Origin of the sequence: Pseudoflavonifractor sp. MSJ-30, from assembly GCF_018918045.1 — a bacterium.
GTDB lineage: Bacteria > Bacillota > Clostridia > Oscillospirales > Oscillospiraceae > Faecousia.
Map to the genome: position 1 here is coordinate 1 of NZ_JAHLPU010000034.1, position 15,216 is coordinate 15,216.

Annotated in this window: 13 protein-coding genes and 2 tRNA genes; all 15 read right to left on the reverse strand. The window is 58.4% G+C overall.

All coding sequences use genetic code 11. From position 1 onward, the window contains the following. Nucleotides 1-2: 2 nt before the first annotated feature. Nucleotides 3-76 (reverse strand) — tRNA-Asp (locus KQI10_RS05260). Between the two features lie 7 nt (nucleotides 77-83). After that, nucleotides 84-159 (reverse strand) — tRNA-Val (locus tag KQI10_RS05265). 145 nt (nucleotides 160-304) lie between these two features. Beyond that, nucleotides 305-1,183 carry an Hsp33 family molecular chaperone HslO gene (gene hslO, locus KQI10_RS05270; protein WP_216566364.1) on the reverse strand — a complete coding sequence of 293 codons (879 nt, stop codon included), beginning with the start codon at nucleotides 1,181-1,183 and terminating at the stop codon, nucleotides 305-307. Further along, complete coding sequence (locus KQI10_RS05275; RefSeq protein ID WP_216566365.1) at nucleotides 1,180-1,929, reverse strand: class I SAM-dependent methyltransferase; 750 nt, start codon at nucleotides 1,927-1,929, stop codon at nucleotides 1,180-1,182. Before KQI10_RS05275 ends, hslO begins: the two co-directional genes overlap by 4 nt. 56 nt (nucleotides 1,930-1,985) lie before the next feature. Continuing rightward, nucleotides 1,986-3,080 carry a cell division protein FtsZ gene (gene ftsZ, locus KQI10_RS05280; protein ID WP_216566366.1) on the reverse strand — a complete coding sequence of 365 codons (1,095 nt, stop codon included), beginning with the start codon at nucleotides 3,078-3,080 and terminating at the stop codon, nucleotides 1,986-1,988. A gap of 161 nt (nucleotides 3,081-3,241) precedes the next feature. Then, nucleotides 3,242-4,711 (reverse strand): FtsQ-type POTRA domain-containing protein, encoded by a 1,470-nt coding sequence (locus tag KQI10_RS05285; protein WP_216566367.1) that lies wholly within the window; start codon nucleotides 4,709-4,711, stop codon nucleotides 3,242-3,244. A gap of 22 nt (nucleotides 4,712-4,733) precedes the next feature. Next, complete coding sequence (locus KQI10_RS05290) at nucleotides 4,734-5,858, reverse strand: glycosyltransferase (protein ID WP_216566368.1); 1,125 nt, start codon at nucleotides 5,856-5,858, stop codon at nucleotides 4,734-4,736. Then, a complete protein-coding gene (locus KQI10_RS05295) occupies nucleotides 5,855-7,009 on the reverse strand; it encodes an FtsW/RodA/SpoVE family cell cycle protein (RefSeq protein ID WP_216566369.1) in 1,155 nt (384 codons plus the stop codon). Before KQI10_RS05295 ends, KQI10_RS05290 begins: the two co-directional genes overlap by 4 nt. Before the next feature lie 21 nt (nucleotides 7,010-7,030). Continuing rightward, nucleotides 7,031-8,011 (reverse strand): phospho-N-acetylmuramoyl-pentapeptide-transferase, encoded by a 981-nt coding sequence (gene mraY / locus KQI10_RS05300; protein WP_216566370.1) that lies wholly within the window; start codon nucleotides 8,009-8,011, stop codon nucleotides 7,031-7,033. Beyond that, nucleotides 8,008-9,390, reverse strand: a complete 1,383-nt coding sequence (gene murF / locus KQI10_RS05305; protein WP_216566371.1) for a UDP-N-acetylmuramoyl-tripeptide--D-alanyl-D-alanine ligase — start codon at nucleotides 9,388-9,390, stop codon at nucleotides 8,008-8,010. Before murF ends, mraY begins: the two co-directional genes overlap by 4 nt. Next, entirely contained in the window at nucleotides 9,383-10,843 is a 1,461-nt protein-coding gene (locus tag KQI10_RS05310) for a UDP-N-acetylmuramoyl-L-alanyl-D-glutamate--2,6-diaminopimelate ligase (protein ID WP_216566372.1), read from the reverse strand. Before KQI10_RS05310 ends, murF begins: the two co-directional genes overlap by 8 nt. A gap of 19 nt (nucleotides 10,844-10,862) precedes the next feature. Further along, nucleotides 10,863-13,187, reverse strand: coding sequence for a penicillin-binding transpeptidase domain-containing protein (locus KQI10_RS05315; protein ID WP_216566373.1), 2,325 nt, complete (start codon nucleotides 13,185-13,187; stop codon nucleotides 10,863-10,865). A 114-nt stretch (nucleotides 13,188-13,301) separates the two neighbouring features. Next, the gene (locus tag KQI10_RS05320) at nucleotides 13,302-13,787 is read right to left on the reverse strand and encodes a hypothetical protein (RefSeq protein ID WP_216566374.1); all 486 of its coding nucleotides are present in this window, start codon (nucleotides 13,785-13,787) and stop codon (nucleotides 13,302-13,304) included. A gap of 19 nt (nucleotides 13,788-13,806) precedes the next feature. Beyond that, on the reverse strand, nucleotides 13,807-14,742 hold the full coding sequence (rsmH, locus tag KQI10_RS05325) for a 16S rRNA (cytosine(1402)-N(4))-methyltransferase RsmH (RefSeq protein ID WP_216566375.1): 936 nt from the start codon (nucleotides 14,740-14,742) through the stop codon (nucleotides 13,807-13,809). Then, nucleotides 14,739-15,167 carry a division/cell wall cluster transcriptional repressor MraZ gene (locus tag KQI10_RS11930; protein ID WP_216566376.1) on the reverse strand — a complete coding sequence of 143 codons (429 nt, stop codon included), beginning with the start codon at nucleotides 15,165-15,167 and terminating at the stop codon, nucleotides 14,739-14,741. Before KQI10_RS11930 ends, rsmH begins: the two co-directional genes overlap by 4 nt. Nucleotides 15,168-15,216: the final 49 nt, after the last annotated feature.

Below are 15,216 nucleotides of genomic sequence, written 5' to 3' on the forward strand. Positions count from 1 at the left end.
GGCGACCCGGAACGGACTCGAACCGTCGACCTCCAGCGTGACAGGCTGGCGTGCTAACCGACTGCACCACCGGGCCAGATATATGGTGGGAACAACAGGGCTCGAACCTGTGACCTCCTGCTTGTAAGGCAGATGCTCTCCCAGCTGAGCTATGCTCCCGTACCGGCTGTCGCTTCCGACTGCTCATCAGCGACAAGACGTATTATACACGAGAGGTACCATTTTGTCAAGCAAAAAATCCCATTTTTTCGAAAAACTTTTCAAGGCAGGAAACGGCGGAAATACCACCGTTTCCTGTCCAAAATCAAATCTTCTTCAGAAGTGCCTGGATATCCTCCGGAGTGAATGTATACACAGTATCACAGAACTGGCACTCCACCGGAAATGCCTTTCCGTCTCGAACGATGTCCCCCAGCTCTTCCCGGCCCAGGCTGATGAGGGCCTGTTCCACCCGATCCCGGCTGCAATAGCATTTGTAGGCAACCGGCACCGTCTCCATGAACACCACGCCCAGGTCACCGCAGACCTGGCCCAGAATGTCCTCCGGGGTCATGCCCTGCTCCAGCATAGGCGTCACAGCACCGGCGCGCTGAATGCCGGCTTCCAGCTTGTCAATGATCTCATCCGGAGCGCCGGGCAATAGTTGGATAAGATAACCGCCGGCAACCTTTACGCTGTGGTCCCGGTCCACCAGAACCCCCAGAGCGCAGGCGGTGGGCACCTGCTCACTCTGGACAAAGTAGGCCGTTACATCATCGCCGATCTCACCGGACACCAGCTGCACGGAGCCGATATACGGTTCCTTCATCTGCAGATCCCGGATCACCGTCAGCGTGCCGTCTGTGCCCACGGTTGCGCCCACGTCCAGCTTGCCGGGATATTTCTCAGCCAGAGGTACATTGGCCTCTGTAACACAGCCCCGGACATTGCCCACAGCGTCGGACACCACCGTAATGGTGCCGATAGGGCCGCCGCCCCGGATCTGCAGGGTCATAGACCCGTTTTCCACCTTCTGCATATTGCCCATCATGGAGGCAGCCGTCAACGCCCGTCCAAAGGCCGCCGTGGCATTGGGCGTGGTCTTGTGAATGGACGCTCCCCGCTGCACAAGCTCGGTAGAGCGGATGGCGGCGACCTTTACGAAGCCATCCATGCTCATACCGCGAACCAGATAATCACTCATTTGATAATTCCCTTTCTCGCTTTGATATAAATGCGCTGCTCCCATTTTTCAGGGGGTGCCATACGGCGGTCGCCATAGACGGCGATCCTTGTGAAGCCCGCCTGCTTTAAGTAGTCCGTCAGTGTCTCGGCAGAATAGGCATACTCCCGGTGTTCCTCAAAAGAGCGGCTCCAGAGCTTTCCCTGCCGCTGGAACAGATCCATACCATAGGAACAGATATTGGTCTGCTCATCGAATTCCCCCCGCCAGACGCAGTACACATCGTCGTCCTCGTCCAGGAACACCTGGCCGTCCATAGCACGGAGTTTTTCCGGCGTGTTCACGTCAAAGATAAAGATACCGCCGGGGTTCAGCGCCCTATAGACCCGCCGAATGGCCTCCCGGCACTTTTCCGGCTCCGTAATATAGTCCAGACTATCCAGTGCGCACACCGCCAGATCCACAGCCCTGGGCAGCCGCAGCCGCTCCAGCCGTTGGCAGGAGAAGAATGGCCGGGGCGTCAGCTCCATGGTCTTCTGCTGGGCTACCGTCAGCATATCCTCAGACATATCCACACCGGTGGTCGGAATGCCCATCTTTGCGAGAATCGCCGTTACGGAACCGGTACCGCAGGCCAGGTCCGCCGCCGTTCTGGGATGTACCTTCTCGGCGTTCAGAATCTGCCGGTAGAATTTCACCGTGGCTTCATAGTCCACGTCACTGGTCAAGCGGTCATAGCTGACCGCCAAATCTTTGTAAGCGTCCATAGCGTCTCCATATACTTTGAAGGGGCGGCTGAAAGCCGCCCCTGAAAGATCTTTATTTACTTCTTGAAGATACTGAAGATCTCGTCAATATCGCTGATATCGCCGGACTTGACAGGCTTCTGAGTACCGGCCAGAGGCGCGCCGATATCATCGGCGGGGGCTACACCGGCAGCAGCCTTGGGGGCAAAGCTGCCCTCGGCATTCTCAAAACCGGTGGCGATGACGGTGACCCGCATCTCATCCTGGCAATCCTCCGAGCAGGTGGCGCCGAAGATAATGTTCGCATCGGGGTTGGCAGCTTCCTGCACGATCCCGGCGGCGGTCTCCACATCGTCCAGAGTCATCTCGGAAGAGCCGGTAATGTTAATGAGCACACCGGTAGCGCCGTTGATGGAGGTCTCCAGCAGGGGGCTGGAAACGGCGGCAGTAGCAGCCTGCTCGGCCTTCTCCCGGCCGGAGGCGGCGCCAACACCCATATGGGCACGGCCGGCGGACTTCATGACGGCGGAAACGTCCGCAAAGTCCAGGTTGATGATAACATTTTTGGAGAACCCGACCAACTCAGAGATGGAAGTAACAGCCTGCTTCAGAACATCGTCCGCAATGCCAAACGCATTGGCAAAGGTGATTTTCTGGTCGGTAACGTATTTCAGGCGGTCATTGGGGATGATGATCAGGGAGTCTACCTTGCCCTTCAGGTCGGCAATGCCCTGCTCGGCCTGACGCATCCGGTTTGCGCCCTCAAATTTGAAGGGCTTGGTCACAACGCCAACGGTCAGAATGCCAGCCTCATGGGCAAGCTCCGCCACAACGGGCGCCGCGCCGGTGCCGGTGCCGCCGCCCATACCGGCGGTGATGAATACCATGTCCGTCCCTTCCAGGGTCTGGGCCAAGGTGGAACGGCTCTCCTCGGCGGACTTCTTGCCAATTTCAGGCTTGGAGCCCGCGCCCATGCCGCCCGTCAGCTTCTCACCGATCTGCACCTTGTTCTTGCAAACGGACTTGTTAAGGTCCTGCTTATCCGTATTCACGGCCACAAATTCCACACCGCTGACACCGGACTCGATCATCCGGTTGATAACATTATTGCCAGCGCCGCCAACGCCGATCACCTTGATCTTGACGACGCGATCCTGAATGGTTTCAGACATACATTCTTTCCTCCTATGTATCTTTTTGCAGTTTGAGCCCGACCGCTTCTGCATAATATCCGAATCGTACCTTTCTATTTTAGCTTGTTATGGTGGATTGGTCAATAGAAAATCTTTGAAATCCACAAAAATTTCATGGATTTTTCCTTGGAATCATCCGCTCAGGAGCTGAAGGGCGTCAAAACGACCTGGTCCTCCCGGATGGTAAAGCTCACATCCAGAATGCCCGTAGTATACTCCGCCATCTGCAGAATGGCATCATACATGCAGGCAATGCGGTAATCGATGCTGTGGGTGGTGTCCGCGCCATCGCCAAGATTCACCTGATACTGGGTGCCATACCAGAGGATGATATCATCAAGGTAGGTAATATCGATACTGGCAACGGAACCTACAATATCGTTGTTCTCCAGAGCCTTCAGGACTTCCAGCAAGACATCCATCTTCTGGGCACCCGTCACAACGTTGGAGGGCGCAACGGTTGGCAGCGTCGTCTCCTCCGAGCCGGCGGAAGGATCTGTGGCGTCGGTCTGCACCGCCCGCTCTGTGGCGACAGCGGTCTGGCCCACCACGGGATCCGAAATAGTCAGGCCCGTGATTTGGGTGTATTGGCTGGCCCGGACGGTGTTGGCCATTTCCGTGACTTTGCCCTCCGCACTCATGAGCCACCAGATGCCTGTGTCATCCTGAATGGCGTAGACAATGCTGTCTTCCTTGATTTCAATATTAACCGTATCCGGTAATTTTATTCCAATTCTAACACTTTTTACATAGGGCAGCTTTGCCAAAATCTGGCTGGTGGCCCGGGCTCGGCTGAAGGTCAGAAGATTGTCTCCCTCTGAAATGCCGGATGCCTCCTGAATGGAATAAGGGCTGTAAACACCCGCGCCGGAAACCGTGATGACCTTCACCTTGAAAAACACGGAAAGGCCGATCATGAATGCCGCCACCACAGCCAGAACCGTGATGAGCTGCACAATCAACCGGTCCCGGTTGAAGGACGCGGGCTGGGTGTAGATAACGGCAGGCGTATTCAGGCGGTTCTGGCGTCTGCGTCGCTTTTCCTCTTCCGCCGCCCGGTATTCCTTACGCTGCCGGGCAATATCCGAATTCTCGGCAAAGCTGTCCTTGCTGTAGCGGACCTTTTCAAACCACTTGAGCACCGGATTCTGGGCGGAGAAGAAGGTCTTTACATCCATAGACCGCTGAGCCTTCCGCTTCTGGTTTGCCCGGCGGTAGGGCTGGTAGCCGGAATCTCCCGTATTTTGTCTGGGCTTCCGGTCGGATGACGCCTGTGTACGCTTCCGGGGCTCAGTAGGCGTGCGACGGGCGCTCTGGCCCTCTGCCGCGGCGGCAGGTCTTGGCCTCGGCTGCCGGGGGCGTTCCTCCGTCTGGGCATTTCTCTGCTGGCCGGAACGCCGGTCGCCCTTCGCTCCGCTTTGGGACGGGCGGCGCCTGGGCGCCTGACTTCCCTGTGGGTTTCCGGTCTTTTCCGGTTCCCTCTTCCGGGGACGGTCTGCCGCTTCCCCCGGGCGGCGGGGCCGCCCGCCGACATCGGAAGCGCTCATTCTGGGCGCGCTCTGCTTCGGCGCTTTCCGTACCGCTTCCCGGTTGTTTTCGTTTGTATCCATGCTATGTTCCTCCGGGCCTTGTTCAGGCCTTGGTCAGTTCCTCGGCGATGTCGCAGATGCGCTGGGCAGAATCGACGCGCACCATGGTTTTCAGTGTCTTGCTCATATTCTCCCGCCGCTCCGGATCTGCCAGCAGGCGGTTGATCTCATCAAAAAGCACCTGTGCCGTGCAGTCCTTTTCCAGAATGGTCACGGCGGCGTCTCTGTCGGACAGCAGCCGGGCATTGTGCTCCTGATGGTTATTGGTCACATTGGGAGACGGGATCAGAATGCTTGGTGTTCCGGAAACGCCGATCTCATTGCAGGTAGCCGCGCCGGAACGGCTGATGACAACGTCTGCCGCCGCCATCTCCACAGGCATATCGTAGATATACTCCCGCATATCGATGCTGGGGGTATGGGGCAAATCCAGACCGTCCTTTTCCAAAAGCTCCGGCATCCATTCCCAGCCGAAACCGCCGGTGGCGTGGATATGGTGGAGGGGATAGCCCGCCTCTTTTTCCAGGCACATGAGCTCGGCTACGATCTCATTCATATGCTTTGCGCCCAGGCTGCCGAAAGCGGAGAGCACCACAGGCTTGTCTCCCAGGCCCAACTCCTTCCGGGCACTGGCCTTGTCGTTGTACAAAAAGCCCTGCTGCACCGGCATACCTACAACCTCCACCCTTTCGGGATGGCTGTAGTATTTGACACTCTCCTCAAAGGCCACCAGCACCCGGCTGGCCCGGTTGGCGATCATCTTTGTGGTAACACCGGGCACGGCGTTGGACTCGTGGACGCAGGTGGGGATGCCCATTTTGCTTCCGGCATAGAGAGCCGGGAAGCTGGCATAGCCGCCGGTACCAATGATCACATCCGGCTGGAATTCCCGAAAAATCTTCTTGCAGGCGGAAACCGCCTGCAGCACGCAGTTGACGGCGTGGATATTCTGCTTCAGGCCCGCCAGCGTCTTTTTGCGGCTCAGGCCGGAGCCCGGCAGAGTCCGCAGCTCATAGCCCGCCTGAGGCACCAGCTTTTCCTCCATATGGCCTACGGCACCGATGAACAGGACCTTGCAGTCCGGGTGCCGCTGCCGCATTTCGTTGGCAATGGCGATGGCGGGGTTAATATGTCCGGCGGTACCGCCGCAAGTAAAAACAAAATTCAATTTGCTGCCTCCTGAATGGTTCTTTTCTTCCCGGAACGGGATATATTCAGCACGATCCCCATCTCCCCCAGATTCACCGCCAGCGCCGTGCCGCCATAGGAAAAGAATGGCAGCGCAATGCCGGTGGAGGGCAGAAGATTCGTGACAACGCACAAGTTCAGAATGGTCTGCACCGCGATCAGGCTGATAAGCCCCGCGGCCAGAGCCGTGGAAAAACGATTCTCCGCCTGCCGCGCGATGCGGTAGCCCCGGAAAATCAGCAGCGCGAACGGCGCCATAATGCCCAGCGCGCCCACAAGGCCCAATTCCTCGCAGACGATGGCAAAGATATAGTCGTTATACTGAAACGGCAGATAGAGATACTTCTGTCTGCTCTTGCCCGGCCCCAGGCCGAAAAAGCCGCCGGAGCCGATGGCATAAAGGGATTGCAGGATCTGATACCCCGTATCCCCGGGGTCCAGCTCCGGATGCCGCCAGGCAGTCACCCGGTCGCCGGCGTAGCCCATAAACCGGATATACACCAGCAGGAATACCGCCGCGCCCGCTGCCCCCAGCAGAAGCCACTTGGGATGGGTCCCGGCGATATACATCATGACCACCGCCACCATGCCCATGAGCATAATGGCGCTCAAATGCTTTTCCAGTGCCAGCGGCACCAGAATTCCCAGCAGCGCCCCGCCGAAGCCAAGGACGCCGAAGCGGAAGCGCTTTGCCTTTTCCCCATAGTTCAGGGTCAGCCGGGAAAGCAAGACGATCATGGCAAATTTCGCCACTTCCGATGGCTGGAACTGAAGCCCCGCGATATTGATCCAGCGCTTCGCACCGTTCACCTGCTGACCGATCACAAGCACGCTCAGCAGAAGCACGATGCTGACAAAGTAAATGGGCCAGGCCAATCTGTACCAGACAATTGCCGGAATACGGCTGAAGGCCCACATGGCAATCAGCCCCAGCCCAGCGCACACGGCCTGTTTCTGCAGATACCGGGTGGTCATGGTGTAGCGGGTGTCATAGGCGCTTTGGGCCGAGCTTGCGGAATACAGCACCGCAAGCCCCACCGTCAGCAGCAGGAGCGTCAGGACCAGAAATGGAATGTCCACAGCTGCGCCGTTTTGGCGGTCCTCTTTGGCAAAGAGCTTCGCTCCCGCCATATGACGCTCCTTTCAGAATCGTTAATGGGTCAGGCCGGAAATGCTGAACCAGGCGATCAGACACATGACGGCAGACACGGCCGCAAAGGTCAGCACGATTTTTTCTTCCTTCCAGCCGCTCATTTCAAAATGATGGTGGATGGGGGACATCTTGAACAGGCGCTTGCCGTGGGTCGCCTTGAAATAGGTCACCTGAAGGATCACGGAAAGGGTCTCCACAATGTAGACAAAGCCCGCCAAAATCAGGACCAGAGGAATATCCAGGGCAAAGGCCAGGCCGCAGACGATTCCGCCCATGAACAGAGAGCCGGTATCGCCCATGAATGCCTTTGCGGGGTGCCAGTTCAGGCGCAGATAGGCAAGCAGGCCGCCGATCATGCAGGCGGGCAGCAGCGCCAGATTTTCTCTGCCCAGAGCGACGGACGCGGCAACGAAGAATACCATGACCGGAATGGTCACGGAAGCGCTCAGGCCATCGATGCCGTCAGTCAGGTTCACAGCGTTGACGGTGCCCACAATGACAAACATGGCAAAGAGGACGAAGAACGCCGGGTGGATATAGAACCGGACGTTCCAGAAGGGAATGTACAGGTCGCAGGTCAGGACGCCCTCTCTGTACAGCACGTACAGGAACACCGCAGATACCGCCATCTGCAGCAGGGACTTTTGAATGGCCGTCAGACCCATGTCCCGCTTTTTCTTGACCTTGCAATAGTCATCCAGGAAACCCACGGCGCCGAAGCAGAAGGCCAGGGCGTAAACATAGAAGGGGGTGTAGTCCGTCATACCGAAGGCCAGATTGACCAGCAGGCAGATCAGCGTACCGCCGATGAACATCAGGCCCATCATCAGCGGGGTACCCGCCTTGTTGTTATGCCAGGTGGGGCCAATGGAGCGAACAGACTGCCCGGCCTTCAGCGCCCGAAGCACCGGCAGCAGAAAATGGCCCAGCAGGGCAGATACACCGCAGCAGACAGCCGCGGTAAGCAGAATTCGGATCATACGGGATCTCCTCCGTTCAGGTCTTTTTCGTATTTCATAAAGGCGTCCAATACACGCTCCATGTGCATGCTGTGACTGCCCTTAAACAGGATCACATCTCCGGGCCTGGCAATGCGCTGCAGTTCGCAGGACAATGCCTGCTGATCCTTAAAAGCCTGGGCACGGCTGTCCGGCATACCTCCGGTAATACAGCCGCCGATGACCCGATCCGCACAGTCGCCGTAGGCCAGCACGAAGTCCACCCGCTCCGCGGCAATGCGGCCAATGCGGTAGTGCTCCGCGGCGGCACGGTCGCCCAGCTCCAGCATATCGCCCAGAACGGCGATTTTCCGTCCCTGCTTCTCCCCCAGCACCTTCAGCGCCGCTTCCATGGATTCAGGGCCCGCATTATAGCAGTCCTTGATCAGGGTATAGCCGTAAGCGCGCAGGGTCTCCTGCCGCCCGGCCAGATTCCGGAAGGAGCGCAGGCCCTGCCGGATCCTTTCCTCGGGCACACCCATTTCCAGACCCACCGCCACGGCTGCCATGGCGTCGCTGACAAAATGGCGGCCCTCCAGATTCATGATAACGGAAAAACTCTCGTCTCCGTAGGTCACCCGAAACCGCAGGCCGTCCACGGCGTTGACGATCTCCCGGCAGCGCACGGCGCAGCCCTCATCGGCCCCGAAATAGACGATGCGCTGCCCGGGGATCTGGTCCAGATCCCGCAGCATCCGGTCGTCCCCATTGAGCAGCAGGGTGCCGTTTTCGGGCATTCCCTCCACAATTTCCATCTTCGCCTGACGGATCCCCGTCTGGCTGCCCAGGTACTCAATATGGGCCGTACCAATATTGACGATCACGGCGATATCCGGTTTCCCGATGGAGGACAGATACGCCATTTCCCGGAAGTGGTTCATGCCCATTTCCAGCACGGCAACCTCCGTATCCGCGGGCATGCCCAGAATCGCCATGGGCATACCGATATCATTGTTGTGGTTCACCGGGGTCTTGGCCGTACGATAGGTCTTTTCCAGCACTGCAGCGATCATCTCTTTTGTAGTGCTCTTGCCCACGGAGCCGGTGACGCCAACCACCTTCATGCCGATGCGCTCACGCTCTCCCCGGGCGATGTCTCCCAGGGCCAGACGCACATCCTTGACGATGATTGCCGGATAATCCCCCACGCTGTGGGTACACAGCACGGCAGCCGCCCCTTTTTCCATGGCGGCGGGGATAAAGTCGTGCCCGTCCCGGGCACCCTGCAGAGCCAGAAACAGCTGGCCGGGCTGCAAGGTCCGGGTGTCATTGTTGGCACCCAAAAATTCGATATCCGCGTACTTTTCTTCCACAGTGCCGCCGCACCAGGCAGCCGCCTGCTTCAGGGATATTTTACTCATGCGATTTCCTCAATTCCGACAGGTAAGATTGGACCTCTTCCCGTTCGTCCAGATGATACTTATGTCCACCGATATCCTGATATGTTTCATGGCCCTTTCCTGCCAATACAATTATATCATTTTTTTTGCCAATGTCCATAGCGTATCTGATGGCCTTGCGCCGATCTTCAATAACGGTATATTCCCCCATATCCGGGGAAACGCCCTTCAGAATGTCCTCTATGATGGCCATAGGCTCCTCCGTCCGGGGATTGTCAGAGGTAATGACGGCAATATCCGCGTTTTTGACGCCGATCTTTCCCATAATGGGCCGTTTCATCGGGTCCCGGTCGCCGCCGCAGCCGAACACCGCGATCAGCCGCCCCTTGCAGAAGTCCCGCACGGACAGCAAAACTTTTTCCAGGCCATCCGGTGTATGGGCGTAGTCGATCAGCACCGTATAGGGCATTCCGGGGGTGGGAACCACCTCAATGCGTCCCTTGACGCCGGAAACCTTTCCCATGGCTTCGGCGCATTCGGCGAGAGAAATGCCCAGCTGCTTCGCCACACCCAGCACTGTCAGGGCGTTATAAACCGTAAACCGTCCCGGAATGGGCACTGCCACATGCGCCGTCTCCTCTGCGCAAACCGCCGTAAACTCCACACCCTGAGCATGGAGGGCAATGTCTTTGGCGTACAGCCCGGCTTCACTGTGTGCCGATACCGTCAGTACCGGGCATGCGGCTGCCCCGAGTATCCGGGAGGCGTATGGGTCGTCCTGATTGACGACTGCCCGATCACAGCGGCGGAACAGCTCCGCTTTGGCGTCGCAATAGGCATCCATGGTCTTGTGGAAATCCAGATGGTCCTCCGTCAGGTTGGTAAAGGCCGCCACGTCATAGTGAACGCCCCCGATGCGGTCCAACGCAATGGCATGGCTGGATACCTCCATAACGGCATACCGGCAGCCGGCATCCCGCATCCGGGCAAAGAGCTGCTGCAGCTCCAGGCTTTCCGGGGTCGTCCGGTCCGAAGCAACGGCCTCCTGGCCGATCATATTGCCCATGGTGCCCACGAGTCCAACCTTTGCCCCCCTGGTCTGCTCCAGGACGGATTTCAGAAGCAGCGTCACGGAGGTCTTTCCGTTGGTGCCCGTAATGCCGATAAGCTTCATGGATGTGGCCGGATTTCCATAGAAATTACAGGCCGTCCGGGCCAGGGCCAGCCGGTCGGAAGCCACCAGTACATAGGGCACATCCTCTTCCGGCTTCCTGGCGGTAATGACCGCCGCGGCCCCTTTTTCCAGCGCCATGGGGATGAATCGGTTCCCATCGGAGGCAAAGCCGGAAATGGCCGCGAACAGACATCCCGGCTCTGCTTTTCTGGAATCATAGGCAATGGAGGTGATCTCCGTCTCCGGGTCGGCGTGGATTTCCAGCACCGCTACCCCCTGCAAAAGCTCTCGTAGTTTCATATAAAACGCTCCTGTATCTCTAATCTTCTGCCGAACCGTCGGCAAAGCGAATTGTAATCGTTGTTCCGGCGCGTACCTGAGTCCCCGCCGCCATGTCCTGAGAAATGGCCGTGACGCCTGCTGCCGTATCCGGATTGCCGGACGCCAGAATATACAGCCCCAGCGTCCCCGCCAGGTCGGCGGCCTGCTGGCGGGTCTTGCCCAGAAAATCCGGCACTGTGACCAGCCTTTCCTCCGGCGTCTCTCCGAAGTACAGCAAAACCTCACTGCCGCCGGGCAGGCTCATCCCCGCCGCCGGGATCTGTCCTGTGACCGTCTCCCCGCTGCCAACGCACCGGGAAGACAGCCCGGAATCTTTCAAAAGCTCCTGCGCTTCTTTCGCTGACAGTCCCGCGCAATCCGGCAGGAGGATCTGCCGCCCGGGCAGGTCGTCTTCGGTATAATTCCGCCGGACACCCAGGTAGGGCAGGATATCCGTCATAACGGCCCCCACGGTGGGCGCCGCCATAACGCCGCCGGAAATATAAATGCCGGTACTTCTCGACGGCGTGTCCAGGGCCGCCAATACAATATACTCCGGATCTTCCATTGGCGCAATCCCCACGAAGGAGACAATTTTATCCAGAACACGCTGGCAGTTTTCATCAAAAACGTCAATTTTCTCGCTGGTTCCGGTTTTTCCTCCAATGGAAAAGCCCGCAACACTGGCGTTTTTCGCGGTTCCCTCCGTCACCACGGAGCGAATGAGCGTCCGCATGGTCTCGGAGGTCCGCGGCGAAATGGTCCGGCGCACCACCGTAGGCTCCTGCTTCAGAACCGTATTGCCGTCCTTGTCGATGACCTCGGAGACGATGTAGGGCTCCAGAAGATTCCCGCCGTTGACCACGGAGGCGATGGCCCGGACCAGCTGCAAGGGCGTGATCTTGAAAGTCTGGCCGAAGGAGCCGGAGGTCAGGCTGGCCGTGCCCCATTTGTCGGTGTTTGTCACCAGAGCCTTGTCGAAAAACACGCCCTTGCTCTCGCCGGACAGATCGATGCCGGTTTTCTCCAGAATACCGAAGGTCTTCACATAGTCATAAAACCGCTCGCCCCCCAATTTCAGAGCGATGTGGGCGAAAGCCAGGTTACAGGAGTTCTGCAGGGCCTGGGGCGTTTTTTCCGATCCATGACCGGCAGCACGCCAGCAGTGCAGCAACTGGGACCGTCCGGGAATCTGCTCGGCGCCCTTACAATAGAAGGAGGTATTCAGATCAATGGCACCGCAGTCCAGAGCTGCCGCCATGGTCAGCGCCTTGAAGGTAGACCCCGGCTCGTAGCCGTCGGACAGGACCCGGTTGCGCCACTGCTTCAGCCGCGCCTGGGTCAGTGCTGTCTCATAGCTCTGCTTCCCCTGAAGATATTCCGCGCTTCCCTGAGGGTACTGGGTATAGGTGCTTTGGGCTTTCTCCAGGGCGGCCCGCACATCTTCGTCCCACACCAGCTGGTAGTCATTGGGGTCATAGCTGCCAAGCGTTGCCATGGCCAGAATCTCCCCGGTCTTGCAGTTCATGACCAGTCCGAAGGCACCGTTGCGCACATCATAGCGGTCTATGGCCGCCCGGAGCTGCTTTTCCAGGATCTCCTGGATCGTGGCATCCAAGGTCAGCACTACGCTGCAGCCCGTCTGGGATGCCGTAAAATTCTCATAGGAAAAGGGCATATCCATTTCGTTATTGCCCTTGGTGGTAATCACTTTTCCGGTCTTTCCGGAGAGGAAGCTGTCGTAGGCCGCCTCAATGCCCTCGCTGCCCTGGCCGGATAGATTGGTAAAGCCAATGACCTGGGCGGCCAACGTTTCAAATGGATAGGTCCGCAGGGCGGCCGGCTCCAGGTGGATGCCGGAAATGTTCTCTTCCTGAATGTAGTCCCGGATCTTCGCGGCGGTGTCCTCCGGGATACGGCTGCCCACTTGTTTATAGCGACGGCGGAGATCCTGTCCCTGCTCCAGAATCCACCGGGCATCCCTTTCCAGCAGCGGGCTAAGAAAGGCGGCGATCCGCGTCAGGTCCGCCTGGGACTGCTTCAGCTCATGAGGGTCCAAATAGACATTCTCCACGCTCTGAGACGCCGCCAGAATATTCATGTTCCGATCGTACACATAGCCCCGGTTGGAAGCCGCCGCCGTGGAACGGGTCTGATTGTTCAGGGCCTTGGCGGCGTAATAGTCATAATCCACCACCATCAGCCGGTACAGTCGTGCCGCCACAGTCAGAAAGCCCAGCACGCCAAGCATCAGCGCCGTCAGTCGGATCCGCCAGTGCTGGGCACTGTCCATACGTACCCTGCGATAAATTGGTTTTCCCAAGGCGATACCCCTTCCGGCAGCGGATGACTTTTAAAATGGGCGGCAAGGGAATCCCTCGCCGCCCATTCGCAGCTGCCGTTTTGAGTATATGCCTGAGCGGATGGCTTCATGCTCTCAGGGCGTTTCCTCCGTCTGGGCCAGCAGGCCGGACAGGAACCAGAGGAAATTCTCCCAGGCCGTAGGCTCCTGGGCACGCTCGGGCACCGTGACCCGAATGCTGATATGCTCGGCGTCCTCAGCGGGGATCATGCCCAGCTTCTCTGCCTGCTCCCGCACCGCATCCAGGTTCAGGGAGGTACGGTAGGCATGCTCCAGCTTGGCGTTTTCCCGCTTCAGCTCCGTCAGCGTATCCACGGCCTCGTTATAGCCCTGCATGCAGGCGGTAAGCTGCAAGGCACCGACCACCAGGGCAATCAGCACCACTACAGCAAGCGCAATACCGCCTACAGCTACAGGGTCCACGTAAACGCGGCGTTCCTTGCCGGGCTTCAGCTTCGGCAGGACGGCCTTTTTCGGAGTTTGCTTCTTCTTCGGCGCTTTTACTTCGCTGCCGTATACATAAAACTGGCCAACATATTGAATAACAGGTTTCTGATCCATGTTTTGCCTCCGGCCAATGTTATCGTTTCTCACAAACGCGCAGCTTTGCGCTCCTTGCTCTGGGGTTCCGCTCCAGCTCTTCCTTGCCGGACACGATGGGCTTCCGGGTAAGTACCGTCACCTGGGGCTTCCGGCCGCAGACGCACACCGGGAATTCCGGCGGGCAGATGCAGCCCTTGGCCGCGGCTGCCATGGCGTTTTTCACGATCCGATCCTCCAGAGAATGGAAGGTGATCACCGCCAGCCGTCCACCGGGATTCAGGCAGGGAATGGCGGCATCCATGGCTTTCGCCACGGAATTCAATTCGTCATTTACCGCAATGCGGATGGCCTGAAAGGTTCGCTTTGCCGGATGCTGTTTTTCCCGCAGGGCAGCGGGGGGCATGGCGGAGCGGATCACATCCACAAGTTCCAAAGTCGTTCGGATAGGGGTATTCTCCCGCCTGCGGACGATGGCCGCCGCAATGGCCGGGGCGTAGCGCTCCTCACCGTAGTCATAGAGGATCCGCTTCAGTTCTTCATAGGACCAGGTATTGACCACCGCATCGGCAGTCAGCGCGTCTCCATTGTCCATGCGCATATCCAGCGGGGCATCCGTCATATAGGAGAAGCCTCTGCTGCCGTCATCCAATTGGGGGGAAGAAACGCCCAAATCCAGCAAAATGCCGTCCACACCGGAAATACCCAGATCCCGCAGGACCTCTCCCATACGGCAGAAATTGGAGTGTACCAGGGTCACTCTGTCCGCAAAGGGCTCCAACCGCTTTCCCGCGGCCTCCAGGGCCACAGGGTCCCGGTCGATGCCGATGAGCCGCCCGGTGGTCAGCCTCTCGGAGATGTGACAGGAGTGGCCCGCGCCGCCCAGGGTGCCGTCCACATAGATCCCGTCAGGCTTGATGTTCAGGCCCTCGATGCATTCGTCCAGGAGGACGGAAACGTGATGAAATTCGCTCATAGTCCGATTGCCTCCAAGGATGCCAACAATTTTTCGGGCGTCAGATTTTCTTCCTCAAACCTCTGGAATTCCGCCGCGTCCCATATCTCCGCCTGGCCTGCCCGGCCCACAATCATGACGTCCCGGTCAATCCCGGCGTAGGTCTGCAGGAAAGGCGTCAGGGTAAAACGGAACTGCTTGTCCGGAGTGCATTCCGCGGCGTTCATGAAGATCAGGCTGGTGGCTCCCGCCCGCTGAGAGATGCTCAGGGCGTTGAAGTTCTCGCTGAGACGCTGCCACTCCTCCGCGGTATAGACGGTGAGACAGCGGTGACCGCAGTTCACCCCGAGGGTCACATAAAAGCTCTCGCCCAGCTCCTTCCGGAGCTTCGCCGGGACGATAAGCCGATTCTTGTCGTCCGTCCGGGCTGCGTATTTGCCGATCACTGTCTCACCGCCTTTCCCTAATCCTCCACTTTACATCCATTCCACTCCA

What these genes read in the sequence shown, in the direction of transcription:
- hslO (WP_216566364.1), bottom strand. Translation starts at nt 1,183, where the DNA reads ATGAGTGATTATCTGGTTCGCGGTATGAGCATGGATGGCTTCGTAAAG.
- KQI10_RS05275 (WP_216566365.1), bottom strand. Translation starts at nt 1,929, where the DNA reads ATGGACGCTTACAAAGATTTGGCGGTCAGCTATGACCGCTTGACCAGT.
- ftsZ (WP_216566366.1), bottom strand. Translation starts at nt 3,080, where the DNA reads ATGTCTGAAACCATTCAGGATCGCGTCGTCAAGATCAAGGTGATCGGC.
- KQI10_RS05285 (WP_216566367.1), bottom strand. Translation starts at nt 4,711, where the DNA reads ATGGATACAAACGAAAACAACCGGGAAGCGGTACGGAAAGCGCCGAAG.
- KQI10_RS05295 (WP_216566369.1), bottom strand. Translation starts at nt 7,009, where the DNA reads ATGGCGGGAGCGAAGCTCTTTGCCAAAGAGGACCGCCAAAACGGCGCA.
- mraY (WP_216566370.1), bottom strand. Translation starts at nt 8,011, where the DNA reads ATGATCCGAATTCTGCTTACCGCGGCTGTCTGCTGCGGTGTATCTGCC.
- murF (WP_216566371.1), bottom strand. Translation starts at nt 9,390, where the DNA reads ATGAGTAAAATATCCCTGAAGCAGGCGGCTGCCTGGTGCGGCGGCACT.
- KQI10_RS05310 (WP_216566372.1), bottom strand. Translation starts at nt 10,843, where the DNA reads ATGAAACTACGAGAGCTTTTGCAGGGGGTAGCGGTGCTGGAAATCCAC.
- KQI10_RS05320 (WP_216566374.1), bottom strand. Translation starts at nt 13,787, where the DNA reads ATGGATCAGAAACCTGTTATTCAATATGTTGGCCAGTTTTATGTATAC.
- rsmH (WP_216566375.1), bottom strand. Translation starts at nt 14,742, where the DNA reads ATGAGCGAATTTCATCACGTTTCCGTCCTCCTGGACGAATGCATCGAG.